Genomic DNA, 26,823 nt, shown 5'->3' on the forward strand with positions numbered 1-26,823 from the left:
GGCAGATGCGGACCTTCGGCGGTTGCAACGGCGTCGACCTTCGTCGCCGCGCGCAGTGACGCGACGGCACGTCGACGGGCGCGAGCGGTCGCCCCGCGATCGTGCGGACGCGAGCGAGCTGCTGCGCCGACACGGTCGCTCGCGGTCCTGCGCCGCCACGCGGGGCGCGTCCTCGCCGATCGCCGGCATGCATCGAACAGGCGGGCGAACGCGGCGCGAATCAACGCTCGGGGCGCGACGCGCGGCGTCGCCGTCACTTCGTCGGGTACGAGGCGGGCGCCTGGGCCCGGCGGTCGGCCTCCTCTTGTCGCGCCTTCTCCTGGTACGCCCAGGACGCGGCCACGTCGGCGCGGTTCGCCTGCACCTTCGCCGGGTACTCGGCCGCGATGGTCGGCACGATCGCCTGCAGCGCCGCCACCAGGTCGGGGAACGGCACATCCTCCTTCGACCAGGATCTGGAAGCGCTCGTTCGGCGACGAGCGCCGCATGCGGAAGCCGACGCCCTTGCCCGCTTCCTTCGGGACCTTCAGCACCGCGCCCACGCCGTCGGCGCAGCTGTCGATGGACACCGAGTCGAGTTTCCGCGGGTGCCGTGCTTGTTGCCGCTGCCACACGATCTTGCGCGCGTCGAGCGGCATCAGGCTCGTCTGCGCGAACTGGAGGTCCTGCAGCTCGCCGACGTCGGTGAGCGTCAGAAACCCGCCTTTCTGCAGCCCCACCCCCAGCACGACGCCGCCGATCACCAGGAGCAGGCACATCGGGACGGCCCACACCGCAGGGGACCGTCGGCGCGTCCCGGAGCTCGTTCTTCCTTGTTGCATGGACCTCGGCCGCCGACGGTCACCGCGGGCCCGGGCCGGGACAACGCGCGTGAGCCCCGCGGCGCGGACTTGCTCGCGCCGCGGCGACCTGTCCCATCGGCCAGCCACGCTGCGTCCGCGCGCGCCGGGCGAGGACGTGCCCGTCGCGGACGCGCGCGAGCTCGCGGACTCGGCGCCCTCGGCCGTGGGGCGCGCTTTTGCGACGAGCCTTCCCGGTCGCTGAAATTCGCCGACCCCCGCAATTGTTTTCGAACGGTCGGTCACTCCCCGGTGGAAGACCAGACGAGCGGCCGGGCCGCGACCGCCCGCGGTCGGTGACCGGTCCACTGCGAGAGAGCCCGCGTGCATCCTTTATCCTCGAACCATTCACCGCCCCTGCCGGACCAGTCCCACGAGGTCGACGCGCCGTACGATTGTCCGGACATCCCGGGACCCCGGCGAATCATGGGGGCCGGAGCCGACGGAACCGGGGCGACGCCGACGGCGCGAACGCCCCGAATGCCGGCAGTCGGGGCCCCCGCGCGGGCCTCGCCGGCGCCCCGGCCGCGGAGCGTTCGTCCGCCGTCGATCGACCGATCGATCGGACAAAGCTTCGACACGAATCCGGGGATCCCCTCGATTCGCCGGACCTGACGACGCCGCGGCCCGATCTCGCGCCCGCGGGCGGCGCCCCCGATTCGTCGCAGCGACGAATCGCGGCGGTCGGCAATCGATACACCGCGTCCGATTCGCGCGGCCGCCGCCGCACGCGAATCGCCGCGGCGCACCACCGGCGCGCCGCGGCGATCGGGGCATTCACGGCAGTGTCACACGCGTCCGGAGAAGAACGCGGTGCAGCCGACGGTGTGCAGCTCGTAGCGGGAGAAGCTGCGCTTCAGCGCGGCTTCCAGGCCCGGGAGCGTGTCCCAGCGATTCGACATCGCGCCGGAGCGTTGATAGACGTCGAGGGCCAGGCGGGCGAAGAAGTGCTTCATGGCGAGGTCGTAGAGCAGCGTCGAGCCGAACACCACCCCGCCGGGGTTCAGGCACTCCTTCACGTGGTCGAACACGGTGACGGCCTTGTCCTCGATGAGGCCCGGGAGGCAGTGCAGGAGGTAGCTGAGGCCGATCGAGTCGAACTTCTCGGCGATCCGCAGCGGCTTGAGGATGTTGCGGCGGTACAGCGTGACGTCGGCGTAGCGGCGGATCCGCTCGCGCACGAACAGCAGGGTGTTGGGGTTGAGGTCGACGAGCGCGATATGCGGGGAGGCCCCGGGGAAGCGGCAATGATCGAGGAAGTACCCCGACCCGACCCCGGCGTCCAGGTGACGGTCCGTGACGTGCGCGTCGTAGTGTTCCAGCATGCGCGCCGTCGGGCAGCGCCACAGCAGGTTGTTGTTGAGGTTCAGGACGAGAAAGTCGTAGCGCGGCAGGAACGAGCGGGTGTACGCCGCCTGTCCCGCCTCCGTGGCCATATCGATCGCCTCGGCGACGTCGGAATCGATCGCGTGTTCCAAATGTACCTCCAGCGGCGGTGTGGTTATCAGCCGCATTCAACCAAGTCAAGCGCGGGCCGATGTTGTGATCATGTCGTTTTAAAGCCCCACGAACCCGCGACGCATCGCGCGAATTAAGGCCTTGCTGGTGGTTCTCGCCTGTGTATATTCCAGCCCCGCCGCGCACACCATTGCTGCGTGGCACGCGCCAGCGCGTGAATTAAACCTGGGTGCCGTATGGACTTTCAATGGTCGGAATCGCAAGACGAGTTGTATCGCCGGGCCCTCGAGCTCGCCCAGCGGCACTTCGCCGGCGCCAGCCGCGTCTGGGCCGATCACGCTTTTGACCGCACCCATTGGGACATTTGCGCGGAGTTCGGGCTGATGGGGCTCTGCGTCCCCGAGGCCTACGGCGGGCTCGGATTGGACGCGCTGACCACCGCGCGCGTGGTCGAGGCATTCGGGCGCGGCTGCGAGGACGTCGGCCTGGTCTTCTCCGCGGCCGCCCACTTGTTCGCGGCCGTGATGCCGATCGTCGAATACGGCGACGAGGCGCTGAAGGCCGCGCTGCTGCCGGGGCTCGCGCGCGGCGCGGCGATCGGCGCCAACGCGATCACCGAGGGCGAGGCCGGCTCCGACGCGTTCGCCCTGCGCACCGAAGCGCGCCGGGACGGAGAGGTCTACGTCCTCGACGGCGCGAAGAGCTACGTCACCAACGGCCCGGTCGCCGACGAGTTCGTCGTCTACGCGACGATGAACCGCAAGCACGGCTACCTCGGGATCACCGCATTCGTGGTCGCGCGCGACACCCCCGGCCTGCGCCTCGGCGAGCCGCTGGCGAAGATGGGCCTCAAGAGCTCGCCCGCCTGCTCGCTCTACCTCGAGGGCTGCCGCGTCCCGGCGAGCCGCCGGCTCGGCCGCGAGGGCCAGGGCGGCGCGATCTTCCAGGCCTCGATGCAATGGGAGCGCTCGTGCCTGTTCGCCGGCTACGTCGGCATGCTCGAGCGCCAGCTCGCCCAGACCGTCGAGTACGCGCGCACCCGCCGGCAAGGCGGCAAGCCGATCGGCAAGCACCAGGCCGTCGCGCACCGCCTGGTCGAGATGAAGCTGCGGCTCGAGGCGGCCCGCCTCCTCCTCTACCGCGCCTGCTGGCTGCGCGACCGCGGCCAGCCGGCCGTCGCAGAGGTCTCGCTGGCGAAGCTGGCGATCAGCGAGGCCGCCCGCCAGTCGAGCCTCGACGCGATCCAGCTGCACGGCGGGATCGGCTTCGCCGCCGATTACAACGTCGAACACATGCTGCGCGACAGCGTGCCGGCGACCCTGTTCTCGGGCACGTCGGAGATCCAGCGCGACCTCGTCGCGCGTGAAATGGGGCTGTGACGATGCTGCTCGCCGACCTCGTGATCGAATCAGCCCGCCGCGACGCGGCGGCGCCGGCCGTGATCGGCCCGGACGCGACCCTGACCTACGGCGAGCTCGACGCGCTCGCCAATCGCCTGGCCCGCGCGCTCGCGCGGCGCGGCGTGGCCGCCGGCGACCGCGTGGGGCTGTGGCTCGAGAAGGCGGGCCGCGGCGTCGCCGTGATGCAGGCGTGCCTGCGCCTCGGCGCCGTCTACGTCCCGCTCGACCCGCTGAGCCCCGCGCCCCGGATCGCCGGCATCCTCGGCGACTGCGAGATGCGCTGCGTCGTGACCACCGAGGCCCGCCGGGGCGCGCTCGCGTCCGCCGGCGCGCCGCCGGAGCTCGCGGTGCTGCACGTCGACGCCGACTGGGACGAGGTGCTGCGCCTGTCCGCCGATTCGCTGCCGCCCCCGGCTCGCGGGCCGGACGACCTGGCCTACATCCTCTATACGTCGGGCTCGACCGGCCGCCCCAAGGGCGTGTGCATCAGCCACCGCAACGCGCTCGCCTTCGTCGCATGGGCGGCCGAGGCGATCGCCGCCGACGCCTCCGACCGCTTCGCCAACCACGCGCCGTTCCACTTCGACCTGTCGGTGCTCGACCTCTACGTCGCGTTCCTCGCCGGCGGCGCGGTCGCGCTGGTGCCCGAGGGTCTGTCGTACGCCCCGCGCAGGCTGGTGGAATTCGTCCAGAGTCACCGGATCAGCGTGTGGTACTCGGTGCCGTCGGCGCTCGCGCTGATGATGGAAGAGGGGGCGCTCGACGCCGCCGCCGCGCCGACGCTGCGGGCGATCCTGTTCGCCGGCGAGCCGTTCCCGGTCAAGCCGCTGCGCCGACTCCGCCGCGGCTTCCCCGAGGCGCGCCTCTTCAACCTCTACGGCCCGACCGAGACCAATGTCTGCACCTTCCACGAGGTCACGGCGCTGGCCGACGATCGCACCGCGCCGGTCCCGATCGGCCGCGCCTGCTCGGGCGACGAGGTGTGGGCGGTCCGCGCCGACGGCGAGCGCGCAGGTCCGGGCGAGGAAGGCGAGCTCATGGTCGCCGGCCCGACGGTCATGCTCGGCTATTGGGGGCAGCCGCCCCAGCGCGGGCCGTACGCCACCGGCGACATCGTCCGCGTCGACGACGGCGGCGAATACACGTACGTCGGCCGCCGCGATCACATGGTGAAGATCCGCGGCCACCGCGTCGAGCTCGGCGACATCGAGGCCGCGCTGCTGCAGCACCCCGACATCCGCGAGGTCGCGGTCGCGGTGCGCGGCGTCGGCATCGACGCCCGCCTCCACGCCTTCGTCGTCGTCGCCCCGCCGGCCGAGCTGTCGCTGCTCGGCCTCAAGCGCCACTGCGCCGAGCGACTGCCGAGATACATGATCATCGATGATTTCACGCCGATCGCCGCCTTGCCGCGGACCGGCAACGGCAAGGTCGACCGCCTCGCGCTGGCGCGGCTCGCGGCGGCCTCGTCTTCATCTCAGGGAGAGCAGCCATGAGCACGTCCGTCGCTATCGAACAAACCCTCAAACAATACGTCGCCCGCGAGATCCTCGACGGCAAGGACATCGGCCTCGACGCCGACACGCCGCTGCTCGAGTGGGGCGTCTTCAATTCGCTGGAGATCGCCCGCCTCCTCGGCTTCGTGCGCGAGCACTTCGGCGTGGTCGTGCCGCTCGAGTCGGTCACGGCCGAGCACTTCAAGGACCTGCGCGCGCTGACCGCATTGGTGGCCTCGCTGAAGGGCTGACCTGCGCCGGGCCTGGTCGCCGCAATCGCACCGCCGCACCCGCGGCGGGGCCGGAGAGTCTTTTTGTCTGCAGTGGAGCGAATCGTCAATGTCGAACGTGGATTTTGATATCGGGATCATCGGCGGCGGGCCGGCCGGGACGGCCACCGCCTCGTACCTGGCGCGCGCGGGCCTCAAGTGCGTCATCTTCGAGCGCGAGCTGTTCCCGCGGCCGCACGTGGGCGAGAGCCTGGTGCCGGCGGCGACGCGGGTGTTCAAGGAGATCGGCTTCCTCGACACGCTCGAGAAGGCCGGCTTCCCCAAGAAGTACGGCGCGGCCTGGACGTCGGCCGACCGCGCGCCGGTCTACGCCATGCAGTTCGAGGGCCTGTCGGCCGACTGCCACGTCGACATCCGCTTCGAGGAGCGCGAGCAGGCCGGCGTCGACCGCAACTACACCTTCCACGTCGACCGGGCCAAGTTCGACCTGATGCTGCTGCAGCACGCGCACCAGCTCGGCGCCGAGGTCTACGAGGGCGTGCGGGTGCGCGGCGTCGACCTGTCCGACCCGACCCAGCCGGCGGTCCACTTCAAGCTCGGCCAGCAGGACATCCGCACCCGCGTGCGCATGGTGATCGACGCCAGCGGCCGGCACACCCTGCTCGGCAACCAGCTCAAGCTCAAGGTGCTCGACCCGGTCTTCAATCAATACGCCCTGCACACCTGGTTCGAGGGCTACGACCGCACCCGCCTGTCCCACGGCCGCGGCCAGCCCGAGTACATCTTCATCCACTTCCTGCCGCTGACCAACACCTGGGTGTGGCAGATCCCGATCACCGAGACCGTCACCAGCATCGGCGTCGTCACCCAGAAGGCGAACTTCGCCAAGAGCCGGCAGGACCGCGAGCAGTTCTTCTGGGAGTGCCTGCAGAGCCGCCCCGAGCTGTACGAGGGCTTGCGCGCGGCCCAGCAGGTCACGCCGCTCAAGGAGGAGGGCGACTACAGCTACGCGATGCGGGAGATCTGCGGCGACGGGTTCGCCCTCGTCGGCGACGCGGCGCGCTTCGTCGACCCGATCTTCTCGAGCGGCGTCAGCATCGCCCTCAACAGCGGCCGGCTGATCTCGCACGACATCCTCGCCGCCGCCGAGCACGGCGACTTCCGCCACGACCGCTTCCGCACCTTCGAGACGCTGATGCGCCGCGGCACCCGCAACTGGTACCACTTCATCAACCTCTACTACCGCCTCAACGTGCTGTTCACCGCGTTCGTGCAGGACCCGCGGCACCGCATCGACGTGCTCAAGCTGCTGCAGGGCGACATGTACGACGAGGACGAGCCGGCCGTGCTGACCGAGATGCGGCGGATCGTCCGCGAGGTCGAGCGCAACGACCAGCACATCTGGCACAAGTACCTCGGCTCGTTGACGTCGTCGGCGTTCTCCGAGGTGTTCTGAGCGCCCGCGCGGAGACCGTCATGGCCACGCCCGTCCTCGAGCCCGTCGCCGTCGTCGGCATCGGCTGCCGCTTCCCCGGCGCCCCCGACCCCGCCGCCTACTGGCAGTTGCTGCGCGCCGGCCGGCACGCGATCGTCGACGTCCCGCCGTCGCGCTGGGACGCGGCGGCGCTGTACGACGCCGACCCGCAGCGGCCGGGGCGCACCCTGTGCCGCAGCGGCGGCTTCCTGCCGGCCGTCGACGGCGTCGACTGGCGGGCCCTGCGGCTGTCCCCGCGCGAGGCCCGGGCGATCGACCCGCAGCACCGGCTCTTGCTCGAGGTCGCGTGGGAGGCGCTCGAGGACGCCGGCCTCCCGCTCGAGGCGGTGGCCGGCAGCCGCACCGGCGTGTTCGTCGGCGCGACCTGGAACGACTACGCGCGCATGCAGTCGCGCGACCGCGACCGCCTCGACGGCTACGCCGCCGCCGGCACGCCGCTGGCCTTCGCCGCCAACCGGATCTCCTACACCTTCGACCTGCGCGGCCCCAGCGTCGCCCTCGACGCCACCTGCTCCGCCTCGCTGGTCGCGCTGCACCAGGCCTGCCAGAGCCTGTGGAGCGGCGACAGCACGCTCGCGCTGGCCGGCGGGGTCAACCTGATCCTCGCGCCCGACAGCGCGATCATCATGTCGAAGGCCGGCGTGCTGTCGGCCCGAGGCCTGTGTCGGGCGCTCGACGCCGACGGCGACGGCTTCGTCCGCGGCGAGGGTGCCGGCCTGGTGGTGCTCAAGCTGCGCTCGCAGCTCGTCGCCAGCGACCGCGTGTACGCGTTCGTCCGCGGGGTCGCGATCAACCACAACGGGCGCGGCCCGTGGATCATGGCCCCGCGGGCCGAGGCCCAGACGGCCGCGATCCGCGACGCCCTCGCCCGCGCCGCGGTCGACCCCGCCGACGTCGACTACGTCGAGCTGCACGGGACCGGCTTCCCGCAGGGCGACGCCACCGAGACCGCCGCGCTCGGTCAGGCCCTCGGCGGCGCGGCGCGCTCGCGGCCGTGTGCCGTCGGCTCGGTCAAGACCAACCTCGGCAACCTCGAGCCGGCCGCCGGGATCGCCAGCGTCATCAAGGTCTGCCTCGCCCTGCACCACGCCGAGCTGCCGCCGACGCTGCACCTTCGGCGCGTCAATCCTGCGATCGACCTCGCCGGCCTGGGCCTGGCCGCGCAGACCGAGCTGACCGCGTGGCCGGCGCGCGAGCGGCCGCGCCTGGCCGCCGTGACCACGACGTCCTTCAGCGGCGTCAACGCGCACGCGGTGCTCGCCAGCGCCGAGCCGGGCGAGGCGCTGCCGGTCGCGCCCGGGCCGCGGGTGCTGCCGCTGTCGGCCCGCGACCCGCGGGCCCTGCGAGCCGTCGCCGTCGGCATGATCGCCGTGCTCCGCCGGCTCGATCGCGACGACCCCGCCGCCCTGCGCGACGTCTGCTTCACCGCCGCGGTCCTGCGCAGCCACCACGCGCATCGCGTGGCGGTGGTCGGCGACTCGGCCCCCGCGCTGGCCGACGCGCTGGAGCGCTGGCTCGCGGGCGAGGCGAGCACCGCCGAACCGAGCATCGCCCCCGCGAGCTCCGAGGATGCCCAGCTCGCCGAGCTGCGCCGCCTGGCCGCCGCCTACCTCGCCGGCGAGGCCGTCGACTGGCGCGCCGTCGCTCCGGCCGGCCGCTGCGTCTCGCTGCCGACCTACCCGTGGCAGCGCGAGCGCATGTGGCTCGAGTGGCTCACCGAACCGCCGCTTCTGGACGCAGAATCAGAAAAATCCGGAAAAATTGATTCGAACGCCGCCACGGCCGCCCCTTCCGTCCCCCCCGACCCGGGCGCCGGCGCCCTGCTCGCCGCCCTGCGCGACGTCCCGCCCGGCCTGCGCCGCGCTCGCCTGCAGCGCCACGTCGAGCAGGCCCTGCGCGCCGCCCTCGAGCTGCCCGACGACCTTGCGATCGCCCCGCACGCCCGCCTGTTCGACCTCGGCGTCAGCTCCCTGACCGCCCTCGCCCTGCGGACCCGCTTCCAGCGCGAGCTCGCCTGCGACCTGCCCCCGACCCTGTTGTTCGATCACCCGCGCCTCGACGCCCTCGCCGAGCGCCTGCTCGCCGCCGCCTTCCCCGCGGTCGCCGCCGAGCCGCCGGTCGACGCCCGCGCCCGCGAGGTCGCCGCGCTCACCGAGGTCGAGGCCGAGGCCGAGCTGGCGCGCCGGCTCGAGCACCTCCGGAGGTACCTGCCATGACCGCATCCGACCTGTCCCCGCTCAAGCAGGCCCTCCTCGCGCTCGAGCGGCTGCAGGCCCGCGTCGACGAGCTCGAGCGCGGCCGCGGCGAGCCGATCGCGATCGTCGGCGTCGGCTGCCGCTTGCCCGGCGGCATCGACGACACCGACGCGCTGTGGCAGCTCCTCCGCGCCGGCGGCACCACCCGCGTCGAGGTCCCGGCCGAGCGCTGGGACATCGCCGCCCACCACGACCCCGACCCGACCGCGCCGGGCAAGGTCGCCAGCCGCTACGGCCACTTCTTGCGCGACGTCGCCGGCTTCGACGCCGCCTTCTTCGGCGTCTCGCCGCGGGAGGCCGAGCGCATCGACCCGCAGCACCGCCTGCTCGCCGAGGTCGCCTGGGAGGCGCTCGAGGACGCCGGCGTGGCCGCCGCCTCGCTGGCCGGCACGCGCACCGGCGTGTTCGCCGGCATCATGAGCAGCGAGTACGGCAAGCTGCTGGCCGACGGCGACCCGGCCGCGATCGACACCTACTGGTTGACCGGCAACGAGATGTCGTTCGCGCCGGGCCGGATCGCCTACCTGCTCGGTCTGCAGGGCCCGTGCCTGGCGATCGACACCGCCTGCTCCTCCTCGCTGGTGGCCGTGCATCAGGCCTGCCGCAGCCTGCGGGCCGGCGAGTGCGACCTCGCCCTGGCCGGCGGCGTCAGCCTGGTGATCACGCCCGAGCTGACGATCGCCCTCTCGAAGTCGCGGGTGATGGCGGCCGACGGTTTGTGCAAGACCTTCGACGCCGGCGCCGACGGCCTCGGCCGCGGCGAGGGGGCGGCGATGATCGTGCTGCGCCGCCTCGCCGACGCCGAGCGCGACGGCGACCGGATCGTCGCCGTCATCCGCGGCTCGGCGATCAACCACGACGGCGCCAGCGGCGGCCTCACGGTCCCGAGCGGCGCCGCCCAGGAGGCCCTGGTCCGCGCCGCGCTGGTCGACGCCGGCGTCGAGCCGCGCCAGGTCGGCTACCACGAGGCCCACGGCACCGGCACCGAGCTCGGCGACCTGATCGAGACGCGGGCGATCGCCGCCGCCCTCGGCCGCGGCCGCGACCCGGCCGCCCCGCTGCGGCTCGGCGCGCTCAAGGCCAACATCGGCCACCTCGACGCCGCCGCCGGGATCGCCGGCCTCGTCAAGGCGGCGCTGGTGCTCGCGCGGCGCGAGTTCCCGCCCCACCCGACGCTCAAGGCCCGCAACCAACATGTCCCGTGGGACAGCCACGCGATGACCGTGCCGACCGAGCCGACCGCGTGGCCCGACGAGGGCCGGCCGCGGATCGCCGGCGTCAGCGCGTTCGGCCTCAGCGGCATCAACGCCCACGTCGTCCTCGCCGAGCCGCCCGCCGCGCCCGTCGCTCCGGCGAACGACCCGCGGGCCCAGCTCCTCGTCGTCTCGGCCCGCAACCCGCAGGCCCTGCAGGCCCAGGCGCGCGCCTTCGCGACCCTGCTGCAGGCCGACGGCGCCCCGCCGCTGGCCGCCGTCGCCGCGGCCGCGGCCCGCCGCCGCGATCATCACGAGCACCGCCTCGCGGTCGTCGGCGCCAGCCACCACGAGCTCGCCGCCCGCCTGCGCAGCTTCGCCGACGGCGACGCCCACGCCGACTGCCACGTCGCCCGCGCCCGCGTCCGCGCCCGCTCGCGGATCGTGTTCGTGTTCCCCGGCCAGGGCTCGCAGTGGCCCGGCATGGGCCGGCAGCTGCTCGCCAAGGAGCCGGCGTTCCGCGCCGCCCTGGCCGAGGTCGACGTCGCCGTGCGGCGGTTCACCGGCTGGTCGCCGTCGCAGGTGCTCGCCGGCGATCCCGCCGCGCCGGCGCTGACCTCGATCGACGTCGTCCAGCCGACCCTGTTCGCCGTCTCGGTCGCCCTGGCGGCCCTGTGGCGCGCGTGGGGCGTCGAGCCCGACGTCGTCGTCGGCCACAGCATGGGCGAGGTCGCGGCCGCCTGCGTCGCCGGGGCGCTGAGCCTCGACGACGCGGCCCAGGTGATCTGCGAGCGCAGCCGCCTGATGCGCCGCCTCGGCGGGCAGGGGGCGATGGCCGCGGTCGAGCTCGCCGCCGCCGACGTCGCCCTCGCCCTGGCCCGCCACGGCGGCCGCGTCACCGTCGCCGCGCTCAACGGCCCGCGCTCGACCGTGATCGCCGGCGACCCCGCGGCGATCGACGCCCGCCTCGCCGAGTGGCAGGCGCGCGAGGTGTTCTGCCGGCGCGTCAAGGTCGACGTCGCCTCGCACAGCCCGATGGTCGACCCGCTGCGCGACGACCTCCTGCGCGCCCTCGCCGGCATCCGCCCGCGGGCCGGGACGGTGCCGCTGCACTCGACCGTCACCGGCGAGCGGATCCACGGCGCCGAGCTCGACCCCGCCTACTGGTGGAAGAACCTGCGCGACCCGGTCCGCTTCGCCCCGGTGATCGAGCGCCTCCTCGGCGACGGTCACGACGTCCTGCTCGAGGTCAGCCCGCACCCGGTCGTGCTGCCCTTCCTGTCGGCGATGGCCGCCGAGGCCCACGCGCGCGAGCCCGGCGACGGCCCGGCCCTGGCGCTGGCGAGCCTGCGCCGCGACCAGGACGAGCGCGCCGCGCTGCTCGCCGGCCTGGCGGCGATGCACGTCCACGGCCACCCGGTCGCCTGGGCCCGCCTGTGGCCCGGCAAGGCCCCGCACGTGGCCTTGCCGCGCTATCCGTGGCAGCGCCAGCGCCACTGGCTGCCGAGCGCCCGCAAGCGCCCGCGCGCCGGCGAGGCCCGCCGCGAGCACCCGCTGCTCGGGTCCCGCTTCGCCGCCTCGCTCGCCACGCCGACGCAGTTCTGGCAGACCGACCTGGCCGCCGACGACCCGCCCTGGCTCGCCGACCACAAGGTCCAGGGCGCGACGGTGCTGCCCGGCGCCGCCACCCTCGAGATGGCCCTGGCCGCCGCCGAGATGTCCCTCGGGACAGGTCCATGCCGGCTCGCCGACGTCGCGTTCTCCACCGCGCTGGTGCTCGCCGAGCACCCGCGCCAGGTCCAGCTCGCCGTCACCACCGAAGCCGACAGCGCCACCATCCAGCTCGCCAGCCGCACCGGCGACGCCCCCTGGACGATCCACGCCACCGCCCGCGCGACCCGCTGCGACGGCGCGCCGCCGATCACCCGCGACCTCGCCGAGATCCGCGCCCGCTGCCGCGAGTCACTGACCGGCGACGCCTTCTACAAAATGCTCGCGCGCCAGGGCCTCGACTACGGCCCGGCCTTCCGCGGCGTCCAGTCGCTCGTCCACGGCCCCGGCGAGGCGCTGGCCGAGCTGCGCCTCTCGCCCGCGCTCGCGGCGACCGCCGAGCGCCACCGGATCCACCCGGCCCTCCTCGACGCCGGCCTTCACACGATCCTCGCCGCCTTGCCCGACGGCCTGCGCGCCGGCGGCCCGGCCCTGCCGATCGCCGTCGAGCGGGTCCGCCTGCACGCGCGCCCCGGCGCCGCCCTGACGAGCCACGTCCGCCTGCGCGACGGCGCCGGCGAGTTCGCGACCGCCGACATCGAGCTGCTCACGGCCGGCGGCGAAGTCATCGCCGAGATCGTCGGCCTCCGGGTCCAGCGCCTCGAGGCGAAGGCCCAGCCGGCCGCGTTCGCCGTCGCCTGGGAGCCGACCGCGCCGAGCGACGCTCGCGCCTCCGCTGCGCCCCACGGCCTCGCCCAGGCCGCACCCGATCGCTGGCTCGTCGTCGCCGACCCCGACGACCTCGCGCCGCTGACCGCCGCGCTCGCGCGTCGCCGCCAGCGCGTCACCGCCGTCGCGCTCGATCGCCTCGCCGCCGACCTCGGCCCCGCCCTCGCCGAGCCCGCCCGCGGCGTCGTCTGCCTCTTCCCGCGGCACGCGAGCGACCTCGGCGAGCGCGGCTGGCTCGGCGCCCTCGACACGATCAAGGCGCTGGTCGGCCGCGACGCTCCGCCGCGGCTGTGGCTCGTCACGCGGCAGGCCCAGGACGTCGGCGGCGAATCACTCCCGCTCGACGTCCCCGCCGCGATGGCGTGGGGCCTCGGCCGCACCGTCGCCTACGAGCACCCCGAGCTCCGCTGCACCCGCGTCGACGTCCCGGTCGACGGCCTCGACGATCTCGCGAGCGAGCTGCTCGCGGACCGCGACGACGACGAGGTCGCCCTGCGCCCGGATGGCCGTCGCGTCGCCCGCATCGTCCCGCGCCCGTTGCCTCCTCCGCTCGGCATCACCGCCCGCCCCGACGCGACCTACCTGCTCACCGGCGGCCTCGGCGGCCTCGGCCTCGAGGCCGCGCGCTGGCTGGTGCAGTCGGGCGCGCGCCACCTCGTCCTCGTCGGCCGCAGCGGCGTCGGCAGCGACGTCCAGGTCGCGGCGATCGCCGCGCTCGCGGAGGCCGGCGCGCAGGTCGTGGTCGAGCGGGCCGACGTCGCCGACCCGGCCGAGCTCGCGCGCGTGCTCGCGTCGATGCAGCTGCACCTTCCGCCGCTCGCCGGGGTGATCCACGCCGCCGGCGTCCTCCACGACGGCCTCGTCGTCGACCAGGACCGCGAGCGCCTGCGCAGCGTGTTCGGGCCCAAGGTCCGCGGCGCCTGGAACCTCCACCAGGCCACGCGCGACCTGCCGCTCGACTTCTTCGTCCTCTACTCCTCGGCCTCGTCGCTGTTCGGCTCGCCGGGCCAGGCCAACTACGCCGCCGCCAACGCCTTCGTCGACGCCCTCGCGGTCCACCGCCGCGCGTCGGGCCTGCCGGCGCTGGCGATCCACTGGGGCGCCTTCGCCGAGGTCGGCCTGGCGGCGGCGCGAGCCGACCGCGGCGCCCGCCTGGCCGAGCGGGGCATGGCCTCGCTCGACCCGTCGACCAGCGGCCCGCTGCTCGGCCGCCTGCTCGCCGCCGGCGAGCTGCAGCTCGGCGTGGCCGCCTTCGACCCCGCGCGCTGGCTCGAGTACCACCCGCAGATCGTTACGAGCGGCCTGTTCGCGCGCCTGCGCGAGCAGATCGCCGAAACCGAGCCCAACCCCGATCTGCAGGCCGCGCTGGCGGCCGCGGCCCCGCCCGAGCGCGCGCGCCTGTGCGAGCAGTTCCTGCGCGACCAGGTCGCTCAAGTGCTGCGCCTGTCCCCCACGCAGATCGATCACGACGCCCCGCTGAAGCACCACGGGGTCGACTCGCTGATGGCGATCGAGCTGAAGAACCGGGTCCACGCGCGGCTCGGCGTCCGGCTGCCGGTGGTGTCGTTCCTGCAGGGGACGACGCTGCGCCAGCTCGGCCGCGAGCTCGGCGAGCGATGGACCGAAGAGCGCCTCGTCGAGGCGATGCGCGACCGCGGCGACACGGCCGGGGCCGCCGAGGAATGGGAAGTGACCCGCTTATGAACGTGACACAGCTCCTCAACGAACTGGCGCAGCAGAACATCCGCCTCGCCGCCGACGGCGACGACCTCACCGTGCGGGCGCCTCGCGGCGCGCTGACCCCGTGGCTGCGCGAGCAGCTCCAGCAGCACAAGCCCGCGATCCTGGCCCTGCTGCGCCGCGACGTCCGGGCCGACGCCCAGCCGGCCGTCCCCCGCGTCACCCCCGACCTCGCCGCCCGCCACGAGCCGTTCCCGCTGACCGACATCCAGCAGGCCTACTGGGTCGGCCGCATGTCGGAGTTCGACCAGGGCGACGTCTCGATCCACTTCTACGTCGAGGTCGACGGCAAGAGCATCGACCTGCCGCGCCTCGAGGCGGCGTGGAACCGCATGGTGCGGCGCCACGACATGCTGCACTCGGTCGTCGCCGCCGACGGCCGCCAGCGGATCCTCGAGCAGGTCCCCGACTATCGCTTCACCGTCGCCGACCTGCGCGCGCGCGCGGCCGCCGAGGTCGACGCCGCCCTGGCCGCCGTGCGCGACGAGCTGTCGCACCAGGTGCTGCCGAACGACCGCTGGCCGGCCTTCGAGATCCGCGCCTCCCTGCTGCCCGACGGCGCCACGCGCCTGCACCTCAGCGTCGACCTCGTCAACATGGACGGCGGCAGCCTCATGCTGCTGCTCGACGAGTGGACCCGCGTCTACTTCGACCCGACCACCGCGCTCGAGCCGCTCGAGCTGAGCTACCGCGACTACGTGCTCGCCGAGCTCGAGCTGCGCAAGTCGCCGGCCTACCAGCAGTCGCTCGCCTACTGGAAGCAGCGCGTCCCGCAGCTCCCGCCCGCGCCGGAGCTGGTCACCGCCGGCGGCCCGCGGGGGCGCACCCGCTTCGTCCACAAGACCGCGAAGGTCGAGCGCGCGACGTGGGAGCGGCTCAAGGCCGCCGCGACCGCCCGCGACCTGACCGTCTCCTCGGTGCTCGCCGCCGCCTACGCCGAGGTCCTGGCCGCGTGGGGCAAGGGCCCCGACTTCACCCTCAACGTCACCCTGTTCAACCGCCTGCCGGTGCACCCGCAGGTCGACGCGATCCTCGGCGACTTCACCTCGATGATCCTGCTCGGCGTCGAGGGCTCGGCCCACGCCGAATTCGAGGCCCGCGCCCGGGCGATCCAGCAGCAGCTCTGGCACGACCTCGAGCACCACGAGGTCAGCGGCATCGAGGTCCTGCGCGAGCTGGCGCGGGTCCGCCAGCAGTACGCCGGCGCGATCATGCCGATCGTCTTCACCAACATGCTGAACCTCGGCGCCAAGGGCTTCGCCCCGCTGTACACCGCGCTGGGGCGGCTCGGCAGCGTCGAGTTCATCCTCACCCAGACCCCGCAGGTGTGGCTCGACTACCAGGTCCACGAGGACGCCGAGGGCCTGCGCCTGACCTGGGACGCGGTCGAGGGCCTGTTCCCGCCCGGCATGGTCGACGACATGCTGGCCGCCCACTGCCGCCTGCTGCGCCGCCTCGCCGACGACGAGCAGGCCTGGCGCGGCCCGCTGCTGCTGACGCCACCTGACCAATTGGCCAGGTACGAGGCGGCCAACCGGACCGAGGCGGCGATCCCCGACGTCCTGCTGCACCGCCTGTTCGAGGCCCAGGTCCCGCGCCGGCCCGACCACCCGGCCGTGATCGCCGGCGGCCGCACCCTGACCTACGCCGAGCTGCACCGCCGCGCCTGCCAGGTCGGCAACCGCCTGCGCGCGCTCGGGGCCGTGCCGGACGCGCTCGTGGCGATCGTGATGGAGAAGGGCTGGGAGCAGGTCGTCGCCGCGCTCGGCATCCACATGGCTGGCGCCGCCTACGTCCCGATCGACCCGTCGGTCCCGCCGGCGCGCCTCCACTGGCTGCTCGCCCACGCCGAGGTGAAGCTGGTGCTGACGCAGTCGCACCTCGACGCCCGCCTCGAGTGGCCGGCGGACGTCCAGCGCCTGCGCGTCGACGGCGACGACTTCGCCCGCGAGGACGACGCCCCGCTGGCCCCGGCGCAGCGCCCGGGCGACCTCGCCTACGTGCTCTACACCTCCGGCTCGACCGGTCAGCCCAAGGGCGTGATGATCGAGCAGCGCAGCGTCGTGAACCGCATGCTCGACGTCAACCAGCGCGCCGGCGTCGGCCCCGACGACCGCTGCCTCGCGCTGACGGCCCTGCACCACGACCTCTCGGTGTGGGACATCTTCGGCGTGCTCGCGGCCGGCGCCACGATCGTCGTGCCCGACGCCGCGAGCGTGCGCGACCCGGCCCACTGGACCGCGCTGATGCGGCGCGAGCGGGTCAGCCTGTGGAACTCGGTGCCCGCCTTCCTCGAGATGCTCGTCGAGCACCTCGAGCACAGCCCCGGCGACGTCCCCGAGGCCCTGCGGTGGGTCATCCTCGCCGGCGACTGGATCCCCGTCGGCCTGCCCGACCGCCTGCGCGCCCACCTCCCGCGCGTCGCCATGGTCGCCTCCGGCGGCCCGACCGAGACCACGATCTGGGACATCTGGTACCCGATCGGCGCCGTCGACCCGGCCTGGCGCAGCATCCCTTACGGCAAGCCGCTGACCAACAGCCGCTACCACGTCCTCGACGCCGCCCTGCGCCCGTGCCCCACGCACGTCCCCGGCGAGCTCTGGATCGGCGGCGCCGGCCTGGCCCGCGGCTACTGGCGCGACGAGGCCCGCACCGCCGCGGCCTTCGTCGTCCACCCCGTCACCGGCGAGCGCCTCTATCGCAGCGGCGACCTCGGGCGCTGGCTCCCCGACGGCAACATCGAGTTCCTCGGCCGCGCCGACAACCAGGTCAAGGTCGGCGGCGTCCGCATCGAGCTCGAGGAGATCGAGGCCGAGCTCGGGCGGCACCCGCAGGTCCGCGCCTGCGCCGTGATCGCCAGGGGCGAGCCGGGCGGCGCGCGTCACCTCGTCGCCTTCGTCGTCCCGCACGAGGCCGAGGCCGAGCCCGAAGCCGACGCCCCGCGCCCGCACGGCGCCGACCCCTCGCTCGACGACCCGGCCGCCAAGCTCGAGTTCAAGCTGCGTCACCACGAGCTGCGCAGCGACCTCGCCGGCCGCCCCGCCGTCGCCCTGCCCGGCGCCGACGGCGACCCGCTGGCCGCCCTCGTCGCCGCCCGCCGCAGCCACCGCAGCTTCCGCCCCGACCCGGTCCCGCTGGCCGCCCTCGCCGGCCTCCTCGCCGGCCTGCGCGCCCACCGGGAGGGCGACCTGACCCGCCGCGGCTACCCCTCGGCCGGCAGCCTCTACCCTGTCCAGGTGTACATGTTCGTCAAGCCAGGTCGCGTCGAGGGCCTGGACGGCGGCGCCTACCACTACGACCCGGTCGAGCACCGCCTCGTGCGCCTCGGCGACGACCTCCCCGACGCCGGCATCCACGCGCCCGTCAACCGCCCCGCGTTCACGGCCGCCGCCTTCTCGCTGCTCCTCGTCGGCCAGCGGCGGGCGATCGAGCCGCTCTACGGCGCCCAGGCCCGCGACTTCTGCCTGCTCGAGGCCGGCTACGCCAGCCAGCTCCTCATGCTGGCCGCCGCCCGGCACGGCCTCGGCCTGTGCCCGATCGGCGGCCTCGACGACGCCGCTGTGCGCGGCCCGCTGGCCCTCGACGACGGCCACGTCGTCCTCCACAGCCACGTCGGCGGCCTGCCCGACGTCCACCCCGCGCCCCCGCAGGCCGGCCCGCTCGGCCCCACGGCCCTGCGCGCCTGGCTGCGCACGCGCCTGCCCGAGGCCATGGTCCCGGCCACCTACGTCCTCGTCGACGCCCTGCCGCGCACCGCCAACGGCAAGCTCGACCGCAAGGCCCTGGCCGCCCGCAGCGTCGCCGACACCGACGCCCCCGCGCCGGCCGCCAGCGGCCTCGAGGAGCGCGTCGCCGCGATCGTCGCCGACGTCCTGCGCGTCGATCGCCTCGAGCGCGACCAGAACTTCTTCGAGCTCGGCGCCACCTCGGTCCACCTGGTGCGGATCGCCGGCCGCCTGCGCGCCGAGCTCGGCTGCCAGGTCACCGTCACCACCCTGTTCCGCGCCGCCACCGTGCGCGTGCTGGCCGGCCAGCTCGAGCTCGGCGCCGCCGACGAGGCCGCGGCGCAGATCCACCAACAGGCCCAGGGCCGCGTCGAGGCCCGCCTGGCCGCGCGAGCGCGCCGCGGCGGCCGCGGAGGCGACCATGCCTGACGCGCTCCCGCTCACGCACGACCTCCGCGTCACCGCCGTCCCGGCGCGCGCCGACGCCACGAGCTCGACCGCGGCCCGGCCCCTCACGCGGCCCCGCGCCCACCCTCATCTGGCCCCGCAAGGCCGTCGCCACGACCACCGAGGCAGCGATGTCTGACATCCCCGAGCACGCGATCGCCATCGTCGGCATGGCCGGGCGCTTCCCCGGCGCACCCGACCTCGACACCTTCTGGCGCAACCTGCGGGACGGCGTCGAGTCGGTCGCCCGCCTCGGCGACGACGACCTGCGGGCCGCGGGCGTCGACCCGGCGCTGGCCGCCCGGCCCGAGTACGTGCGCGCGCGACCTGTCCTCGGGGACATCGAGTCGTTCGACGCCGGCTTCTTCGGCGTCAGCGCCCGCGAGGCCGAGCTGATGGACCCGCAGCAGCGGCTGTTCCTCGAGTGCGCCTGGGAGGCGCTCGAGGACGCCGGCTGCGACCCCGCGCGCTTCGCCGGCGCGATCGGGGTCTACGCCGGCTCGACCATGAGCACCTACTACGCCGAGAACCTGCGCGGCGCCCCGGCGGCGCAGGGCTGGCCGGGGTGGTTCCAGGCCTTCATGGGCAACGACAAGGACTACCTCGCCACCCGCCTGGCCTATTTGCTCGACCTGCGCGGCCCGTGCGTCGCCGTCCAGACCGCCTGCTCGACCTCGCTGGTGGCCGTGCACCTGGCGAGCACCGCCCTGCTCGACCGCGAGTGCGACCTGGCCCTCGCCGGCGGCGTCACGATCCGCCTGCCGCACCGCGCCGGCTACCTCTACGAGCCCGGGGCCCTGTTCGCGCCCGACGGCCGCTGCCGGGCCTTCGACGCCGACGCCCGCGGCACGATCTTCGGCAACGGCTGCGGCGTCGTGGTCCTGCGCCGCCTCGAGGACGCCCTGGCCGCCGGCGACCCGATCCACGCCGTCCTCCGCGGCTCGGCCGTCGGCAACGACGGCGCCCACAAGGTCGGCTTCACCGCCCCGAGCCAGGCCGGTCAGGCGCGGGTGATCGGCGAGGCCCTCGGCGTCGCCGGCGTCGACCCGGCCTCGATTCAGTACATCGAGGCCCACGGCACCGGCACCCCCCTCGGCGACCCGATCGAGTTCGCCGCCCTCTCTACCGTGTTCCGCGACGTGAAGCCGCCGCGCCGGATCGCCGTCGGCTCGGTCAAGCCCAACATCGGCCACCTCGAGTCGGCCGCCGGCGTCGCCAGTTTGATCAAGACCGTCCTGGCCCTGCGCCACCGCCAGCTCCCCCCGAGCTTGTTCTTCAACAAGCTCAACCCGGAGATCGATCTCACCGGCAGCGCCCTCCACGTCAACGCCGCGCTGGCCGCCTGGCCCGAAGGCCAGGAGCCGCGCCGCGCCGGCATCAGCTCGTTCGGGATCGGCGGCACCAACGCCCACGTCATCGTGGAAGAGGCCCCCGCCGTCGCGCGCGTCGCCCCGCGCCGCGAATCATCGCAGCGCCGCGACGCGGCGCCTCGCCCTCCTGCCTCCGCGGATGCGTCGCACCCTGATTCGTCGCCCCGCGATTCGTCGCACACCGATCCTGCGCTCCGCGATTCGCCGCTCCACGACGCGTCGCCCCGCGACCCGGCGCTCCGCGATTCTCCTGCGCTCCGCGATTCGCCGCTCCACGACGCGTCGCCCCGCGACCCGGCGCTCCGCGATTCGCCGGCTGCCGCTCCTGCGCTCCGCGATGCGACCCGCGCCGACCCCCCCGACGCCGTCTTGCTCCCGCTCTCGGCCCGCGACCCGCAGGCCCTGCGGGCCCTCGTCGGCGCCTGGCGGGCGCGGCTGGCCGAGCCCGGGGCCGACGACGACCTCGTCGACCTGGCCCAGGGGGCAGGTGTGCGTCGGGCCCATCACCCGTGGCGGCTCGCGGCGGTCGGCCGCGACTGCGCCGAGCTCGACGCCGAGCTCGCGCGCCTCGAGTCCAGCCTCGACGAGTCCGGCCGCCGCGACGCCGGCGCCCGCCCGCGGGTCGTGTTCGTGTTCCCCGGCCAGGGCTCCCAGTGGGCCGGCATGGGCCGCCGACTGCTCGCCCGCGAGCCGGCCTTCCGCGCCGCGCTGCAGGCCGTCGACGCCGCCGTCCAGCGCCACGCCGGCTTCTCGCCGATCGCCGCCCTCCGGTCCGACGAGGCCGCCTGGCTCGGCCGCATCGATCACCTGCAGCCGGTCCTGTTCGCCGTCCAGGTCGCGCTCGCCGCTCAGTGGCGCGCCTGGGCCGTCGTCCCCGACGCCGTCGTCGGTCACAGCATGGGCGAGATCGCCGCGGCCCACGTCGCCGGCGTCCTCGACCTCGACGACGCCGCGCGGATCGTCTGCGTGCGCAGCCGACTGATGCGCCCGCTCGGCGGGCGCGGCGCCATGGCCGTCGTCGAGCTGTCGCAGGCCGCCGCGCGCGAGCGCCTGCGCGGCCGCGAGGACCGCGTCTCGATCGCCGTCAGCAACAGCCCGCGCAGCACCGTGCTCTCGGGCGACCCCGACGCGCTCGAGCAGATCCTCGGCGAGCTCGCCGGTGACGGCGTGTTCTGCCGCAAGGTCAAGGTCGACGTCGCCTCGCACAGCCCGCAGGTCGACCCGCTGCGCGCCCCGCTGCTCGGCGCCCTGCACGGCCTCGCGCCGAAGCCCGCGCGCGTGCCGATGACCTCCACCGTCGACCTCCGCGACGTCGCCGGCCGCGAGCTCGGCCCCGAGTACTGGGTCCGCAACCTCCGCGAGCCGGTCCAGTTCGCCGCCGCGATCGATCGCCTGCTCGTCGGCGGCGAGGCCGTGTTCGTCGAGGTCGCCCCGCACCCGGTCCTCTTGCCGTTCGTCGAGTCGATGGTCCACGAGCGGGGTCGGTCCGACCTCGCCGTCGTCAGCGGCCGGCGCGACCAGGACGAGCGCGCCGTCCTCCTCACCGCGCTCGGCGCCCTCTACACCCGCGGCTTCCCGGTCGAGTGGGCCGAGCTGTACGCGCGACGCGGCCGCCCGCTCCCGCTGCCGCGCTACCCGTGGCAGCGCACGCGCCACTGGATCGCCCCGGCCCGCAGCGGCGCGGTCGGTCGGGTCCACGGCGCCCACCCGCTGCTCGGCGGCGCCCTGCGCTCCTCGCTCGACCGCACCTGGTTCTGGGAGCGCAGCCTCGACCTCGCCGCCGCCCCCTACCTCGCCGACCACCGCCTCGGCGACCTCGTCCTCGTCCCCGGCGCCGAGTTCATCGCCATGGCCCTCGCCGCCGCCGAGGCCGTCGGCGCCGGCGCCCACGCCCTCGTCGACCTCGCCCTCCACAGCCCCGCGATCGTCCCCGACGGCGGCAGCGTGCAGCTGCAGACCGTCCTGCGCGCCGACCCCGACGGCTTCACCGTCCAGATCGCCAGCCCCGCCGGCGACGACGCCTGGCAGGTCCACGTCACCGCCGCCCTCCGCCCCCGCGAGCTGCCGGCCAGCTCGTTCGGACATGTCCCTCCGACCACTCCGGCCGCCCCCGGGGCTGGCGCACGCACCAGCACGCCAGGACATGTCCCTTCGACCAGCAACGACCGGCCCGCGGCCGTCGCGGCCGTCTCCCCGACCAATTCGCCAGGACATGTCCCTTCGACCATCCCTGGCATACCCGCGGCCGTCGCGGCCGTCTCCCCGACCAGCCCGCCAGGACGTGTCCATTCGACCAGCCACGACACGCCCGCGGCCGTCGCGGCCGGCTTCTCGACCAGCCCGGAAGGACATGTCCATTCGACCAGCCACGACACGCCCGCGGCCCGCACTGCCGTCTCCCCGATCAGTCCGGAAGGACATGTCTCTCCGGCCAGCCCCTCCGCGCGCTCGGTTCTCGACCCACTCGCCGCCCTCCGAGCCCGCCCCGCCATCGACGGCCCCGACTATTACAAAGAGCTCGCCGCCGTCGGCCTCGCCTACGGCCCCGCGTTTCAGGCCGTGCGTCGCGTGTGGGCGGGCGCCGGCGAGGCGCTCGGCGAGCTCTCCGTCCCGGAAGGCGTGACCTGCGACGCCGCTCCGCACCCCGTCCTGCTCGACGCCGCCTTCCAGGTGCTGCTCGCGGCCCACGGCGACGTCGATCGGGCCGCCGGCCCGCGCGTGCTCGCCGGCATCGAGCGGCTCGTCCTCCACGCCCGCCCCGGCCGGGTCGCCCACAGCCACGTGCGCGTGCGCCACACCGACGCCGACGGCTTCGTCGCCGACGTCGACCTCCACGATCCGCACGGCGGCCTCTTGCTGTCCGCCCTCGGCCTGCAGCTGCGCCGCATCGACCTCGCCGCCGTGCGAGCGCGCCACGCCCCGCGCCCTGCGATCCCCTCCATGGCCCCGGAGTGGCAGCGCGCTCCTGCGGCCACCGGCCCGGCGCGTCCCGGTCGCTGGCTGCTCCTCGCCGACCCGGGCCCGCTCGCCGACGCCCTCGTCGCCGGCCTGCGCGCCCGCGATCAGGTCTGCGAGCAGCTCCCGCCGCAGCTCGCCGCCTCCGCCGACGCGCTCGTCCAGGCGCTCGCGCAGCGCCGCGAAGGCCTCCCGCTGCGCGGCCTCATTCACCTCGGCGCCCTCACCGGCGAAGCGTCCGCGCCTCCCGCCCGCGCCGTCCTCGACGCCGCCGATGACCGCAGCGTCGGCTCCCGCGAGGACCTCGCCGCCCTCGACGTCACCTGTGGCACCCGCGTCGGCCTCCACGACGAACTCGCCGCGTTCGACGCCGCCCAGGCCCGCGGCTACGGCCTCGGCCTCCACGCCGTCCAGGCCCTCGCCCGCCTCGGCTGGCGCGATCCGCCGCGGCTGTGGTTCGTCACGCAGAACCTCGCCGCCCTCCCCGACGCCGCCTCGATCGACCTCACCCACGCCCCCCTGTGGGGCCTCGGTCGCACCGTCCCGTTCGAGCACCCCGAGCTGCGGTGCAAGCGGGTCGACCTCGACGGCGACCGCGCCACCGTGGCCGCCCTCGTCGACGAGCTGTGCGCCGACGACCCCGAGGAGGAGGTCGCCCTGCGCGGCGCCGGCCGCCACCTCGCGCGCGTCGTCCCCGTCGAGCTCCCGCCCGCCGAGCCGCCGCCGATCCGCAGCGACGCCACCTACCTGATCACCGGCGGCCTCGGCGGCCTCGGCCTGCTCGCCGCCGGCTGGCTCGTCGATCGCGGCGCCCGTCATCTCGCCCTCCTCGGCCGCAGCGCCCCCGATCCTGCCCAGCTCGACGCCCTCGCCGCGCTCGCCCAAAAGGGCGCCCGCGTCGAGCACGTCCGCGTCGACGTCGCCGACCCCGACGCCCTCGCCGCCGCGCTCGCCCGACTCGACGCCGACCTGCCGCCCCTGCGCGGCATCCTCCACGCCGCCGGCGTCCTCGACGACGGCCTCATCGCCGGCCAGAGCCTCGATCGCCTGCGCACCGTCCTCGCCCCCAAGCTGTACGGCGCCTGGAACCTCCACCGCCTCACCGGCGAGCGCCCGCTCGACTTCTTCGTCCTCTACTCCTCCGTCAGCGCCGTCCTCGGCGCCCCCGGCCTCGCCAACTACGTCGCCGCCAACGCCGCCCTCGACGCCCTCGCCCACCATCGCCGCCGCCTCGGCCTGCCGGCCACCAGCATCGACTGGGGCCTGTTCTCCGGCGTCGGCATGGGCCGCGTCGCCGACGCCGGCGCTCGCCTGTCGTCGCGCGGCGTCGGCGACATCCATCCCGACGACGGCGCCGCGATCCTTTTTGAAGCGATCGCCAGCGGCCGCTCGCAGCTCGGCGTGGCCCTCCTCGACTCGCAGCAGTGGCTCGAGTTCTATCCGCAGCGGGCCGCCTCGACCGTGCTCGCCCCGCTGCTGCGCCGCGGCCCGCGGACTCGCCCCGCGGCCCCTGCCACGCAGGCCCTGCGCGCCGCCCTGCAGGACGGCGACCTGGCCGGCCGCCGCGCCGCGCTCGACCGCTTCATCACCGCCCAGGTCGCGGAGATCGTGCGCATCGACCCGGCGCGGGTCGACCGCGAGCTGCCGTTCCGCCAGCTCGGCTTCGACAGCTTGCTCGGCCTCGAGCTGCGCAACCGCCTCGAGGCCGGCCTCGGCCTCACCCTCTCGGCCACCCTGATCTGGACCTGGCCGACCGTCCAGGACCTCGCCCGCCACCTCGGCGAACGCCTCGGCTGGGACGCCCCGCCCCCGCTCCCGCCCCCGCCCAGGCCCCCGCCCTCGACCTCGACGCTCTGTCCGATCAGGAGCTGCTCGAGCTCGGCGAGCAACTTCTCACATGACCTTCCCGACATTTTTGAAGGGACATGTCCCCCAGAACACAAAGCGAGAGCCCTCTCCGCTGCACGCTTCTCGAAACAACCCCCAGGGGCCCCAGCACCCCGCCGAAGGCTCGCACACGACCTGCCCCTCGGGGCCCATGACAAGGCTCTTCCCCGACCTGTCCCGAGAGACACATTACCAAACTCCTTGCTCGCCGCGCCGGCACCCGACCTGTCCCTCGGAACACCTTCCCCATCGCGGCCTCTGCCGCTCCGCCCCCGCCCCGAGCACCCTAGCCACGGACCGCCATGAGCGACCCCTCGACCCCTGACTTTCGAACCTTATTAAAAAGATCGCTCGAGAAGGTCGCCGAGCTGCGGGCTGCGCTGGCGGCCCGCGAGCAGGACGTCCGCGAGCCGCTGGCGATCGTCGGGATCGGCTGCCGCTTCCCTGGCGGCGCCGACAGCCCTGACGAGTTCTGGCGCGTCCTGCAGGGGGGCGTCGACCTCGTGCGCGAGCTGCCCGAGGCGCGCTGGCCGTTCGATCCGGCGCTGCAGGCTGCGCCGGCCACCCGGTGGGCCGGCTTTCTCGATCACGTCGATTGCTTCGACGCCGGCTTCTTTGGCATCTCTCCGCGCGAGGCCGCCGTCCTCGACCCGCAGCAGCGCCTCTTGCTCGAGGTCGCCTGGGAGGCGCTCGAGGACGCCGGTCAGCCTCAGCCGGCGTTGAGCGGCAGCCGCACCGGCGTCTTCGTCGGCCTCACCACCCTCGACTATCAGCAGCGCGTCCTCGCCGGCGAGCCGACCGACCTCGACGTCTATTCTCTCACCGGCAACAGCCAGTGCTTCGCTGCCGGCCGGCTCTCCTATCTGCTCGGCCTTCAGGGCCCGTGCGTCGCCGTCGACACCGCCTGCTCCTCGTCGCTCACCGCCGTCCACCTCGCCTGCGACAGCCTGCGCGATCGCCAGTGCGACCTCGCCCTCGCCGGCGGCGTCAACCTGATCCTCTCGCCCGTCGCCACCCACATGCTCGCGCAGGCCCAGGCCCTCTCGCCGAGCGGCCGCTGCCGCACCTTCGACGCCGCCGCCGACGGCTTCGTGCGCGGCGAGGGCTGCGGCGTCGTCGTCCTCAAGCGCCTCGCCGACGCCCGCCGCGACGGCGACCGGATCTGGGCCCTCGTGCGCGGCAGCGCCATCAACCAGGACGGCCGCTCCACCGGCCTCACCGCCCCCAACGTCCTCTCGCAGCAGGCCCTCCTGCGCGACGCCCTCGCCCGCGCCGGCCTTGCCCCCGAGCAGGTCGCCTACATCGAGACCCACGGCACCGGCACGCCTCTCGGCGACCCGATCGAGATCGAGGCGCTCAAGGCCGTGTACGGCCGGCCGCGCGACGACGGCTCGCTGTGCCGCCTCGGCGCGCTCAAGACCTGCACCGGCCACCTCGAGGCCGCCGCCGGGGTCGCCGGATTGATAAAGGCGGTCCTCGCCCTGCATCACCGGCAGATCCCGAAGAACCTCAACTTCGAGACCCTCAACCCGCGCATTTCTTTACAGGACACTCCGCTGGTGGTCGCCGCCGAGGCGACCCCGTGGGAGCCCGGCCCTGCCCCGCGGATCGCCGGCATCTCCGCCTTCGGCTTCAGCGGCAGCAACGCCCACGTCCTGATCGAGGAACCCCCCCGCGATTCGACCTCCCCCGCTGATCCACCGCCCGCATCGAGCGCCCTCGCGTCGGACTCCCCGCAATCACCCCGCTTCGACACTCGACATTCGCCGTCCCCCGGCCCCGCCCAGCCGCTCGCCCCCCGTCATGCCCCGCCCGCGCCGGGCGCCCTCGCGTCGAACTCGCCGCAATCACCCCACTTCGCCACTCGACATTCGCCGTCCCCCGGCCCCGCGCAGCC

Annotated in this window: 10 protein-coding genes and 1 pseudogene; 9 read left to right on the forward strand and 2 right to left on the reverse strand. The window is 74.5% G+C overall.

The window, feature by feature from the left end; genetic code table 11:
* Positions 1 to 253: 253 nt before the first annotated feature.
* The gene (locus NAEX_RS49975) at positions 254 to 436 is read right to left on the reverse strand and encodes a hypothetical protein (RefSeq protein ID WP_096327409.1); all 183 of its coding nucleotides are present in this window, start codon (positions 434 to 436) and stop codon (positions 254 to 256) included.
* A 1,191-nt stretch (positions 437 to 1,627) separates the two neighbouring features.
* A complete protein-coding gene (locus NAEX_RS10715; RefSeq protein ID WP_245913672.1) occupies positions 1,628 to 2,317 on the reverse strand; it encodes a class I SAM-dependent methyltransferase in 690 nt (229 codons plus the stop codon).
* Positions 2,318 to 2,533: 216 nt separating this feature from the next.
* Between NAEX_RS10715 and NAEX_RS10720 the strand changes: the two genes are divergently transcribed.
* The 9 genes and pseudogenes from NAEX_RS10720 to NAEX_RS54445 all read left to right on the forward strand — a co-directional run.
* The gene (locus tag NAEX_RS10720) at positions 2,534 to 3,676 is read left to right on the forward strand and encodes an acyl-CoA dehydrogenase family protein (RefSeq protein ID WP_096327410.1); all 1,143 of its coding nucleotides are present in this window, start codon (positions 2,534 to 2,536) and stop codon (positions 3,674 to 3,676) included.
* A 2-nt stretch (positions 3,677 to 3,678) separates the two neighbouring features.
* Positions 3,679 to 5,190, forward strand: coding sequence for an amino acid adenylation domain-containing protein (locus NAEX_RS10725; RefSeq protein WP_096327411.1), 1,512 nt, complete (start codon positions 3,679 to 3,681; stop codon positions 5,188 to 5,190).
* Complete coding sequence (locus tag NAEX_RS10730) at positions 5,187 to 5,441, forward strand: acyl carrier protein (RefSeq protein ID WP_096327412.1); 255 nt, start codon at positions 5,187 to 5,189, stop codon at positions 5,439 to 5,441. The genes NAEX_RS10725 and NAEX_RS10730 overlap by 4 nt, the downstream gene beginning before the upstream one ends.
* A gap of 88 nt (positions 5,442 to 5,529) precedes the next feature.
* Positions 5,530 to 6,876 (forward strand): NAD(P)/FAD-dependent oxidoreductase, encoded by a 1,347-nt coding sequence (locus NAEX_RS10735; protein WP_096327413.1) that lies wholly within the window; start codon positions 5,530 to 5,532, stop codon positions 6,874 to 6,876.
* A gap of 20 nt (positions 6,877 to 6,896) precedes the next feature.
* Positions 6,897 to 9,131 (forward strand): beta-ketoacyl synthase N-terminal-like domain-containing protein, encoded by a 2,235-nt coding sequence (locus NAEX_RS10740; RefSeq protein ID WP_096327414.1) that lies wholly within the window; start codon positions 6,897 to 6,899, stop codon positions 9,129 to 9,131.
* On the forward strand, positions 9,128 to 14,506 hold the full coding sequence (locus NAEX_RS10745) for a type I polyketide synthase (protein WP_096327415.1): 5,379 nt from the start codon (positions 9,128 to 9,130) through the stop codon (positions 14,504 to 14,506). Before NAEX_RS10740 ends, NAEX_RS10745 begins: the two co-directional genes overlap by 4 nt.
* On the forward strand, positions 14,503 to 18,696 hold the full coding sequence (locus tag NAEX_RS10750) for a non-ribosomal peptide synthetase (RefSeq protein WP_170135631.1): 4,194 nt from the start codon (positions 14,503 to 14,505) through the stop codon (positions 18,694 to 18,696). The genes NAEX_RS10745 and NAEX_RS10750 overlap by 4 nt, the downstream gene beginning before the upstream one ends.
* Positions 18,697 to 18,845: 149 nt before the next feature.
* The gene (locus tag NAEX_RS10755) at positions 18,846 to 25,232 is read left to right on the forward strand and encodes a type I polyketide synthase (RefSeq protein WP_096327417.1); all 6,387 of its coding nucleotides are present in this window, start codon (positions 18,846 to 18,848) and stop codon (positions 25,230 to 25,232) included.
* Positions 25,229 to 26,566 (forward strand): annotated as a pseudogene (locus NAEX_RS54445) (type I polyketide synthase); the annotation flags it as partial. The gene NAEX_RS10755 and the pseudogene NAEX_RS54445, both read left to right, overlap by 4 nt.
* Between the last annotated feature and the right edge of the window lie 257 nt (positions 26,567 to 26,823).

This window comes from Nannocystis exedens (genome assembly GCF_002343915.1).
Taxonomy (GTDB): Bacteria; Myxococcota_A; Polyangia; order Nannocystales; family Nannocystaceae; genus Nannocystis; species Nannocystis exedens.

Coding starts and splice junctions, on each gene's coding strand:
- NAEX_RS10720 (WP_096327410.1), top strand. CDS start 2,534: ATGGACTTTCAATGGTCGGAATCGCAAGACGAGTTGTATCGCCGGGCC.
- NAEX_RS10725 (WP_096327411.1), top strand. CDS start 3,679: ATGCTGCTCGCCGACCTCGTGATCGAATCAGCCCGCCGCGACGCGGCG.
- NAEX_RS10730 (WP_096327412.1), top strand. CDS start 5,187: ATGAGCACGTCCGTCGCTATCGAACAAACCCTCAAACAATACGTCGCC.
- NAEX_RS10735 (WP_096327413.1), top strand. CDS start 5,530: ATGTCGAACGTGGATTTTGATATCGGGATCATCGGCGGCGGGCCGGCC.
- NAEX_RS10740 (WP_096327414.1), top strand. CDS start 6,897: ATGGCCACGCCCGTCCTCGAGCCCGTCGCCGTCGTCGGCATCGGCTGC.
- NAEX_RS10745 (WP_096327415.1), top strand. CDS start 9,128: ATGACCGCATCCGACCTGTCCCCGCTCAAGCAGGCCCTCCTCGCGCTC.
- NAEX_RS10750 (WP_170135631.1), top strand. CDS start 14,503: ATGAACGTGACACAGCTCCTCAACGAACTGGCGCAGCAGAACATCCGC.
- NAEX_RS10755 (WP_096327417.1), top strand. CDS start 18,846: ATGTCTGACATCCCCGAGCACGCGATCGCCATCGTCGGCATGGCCGGG.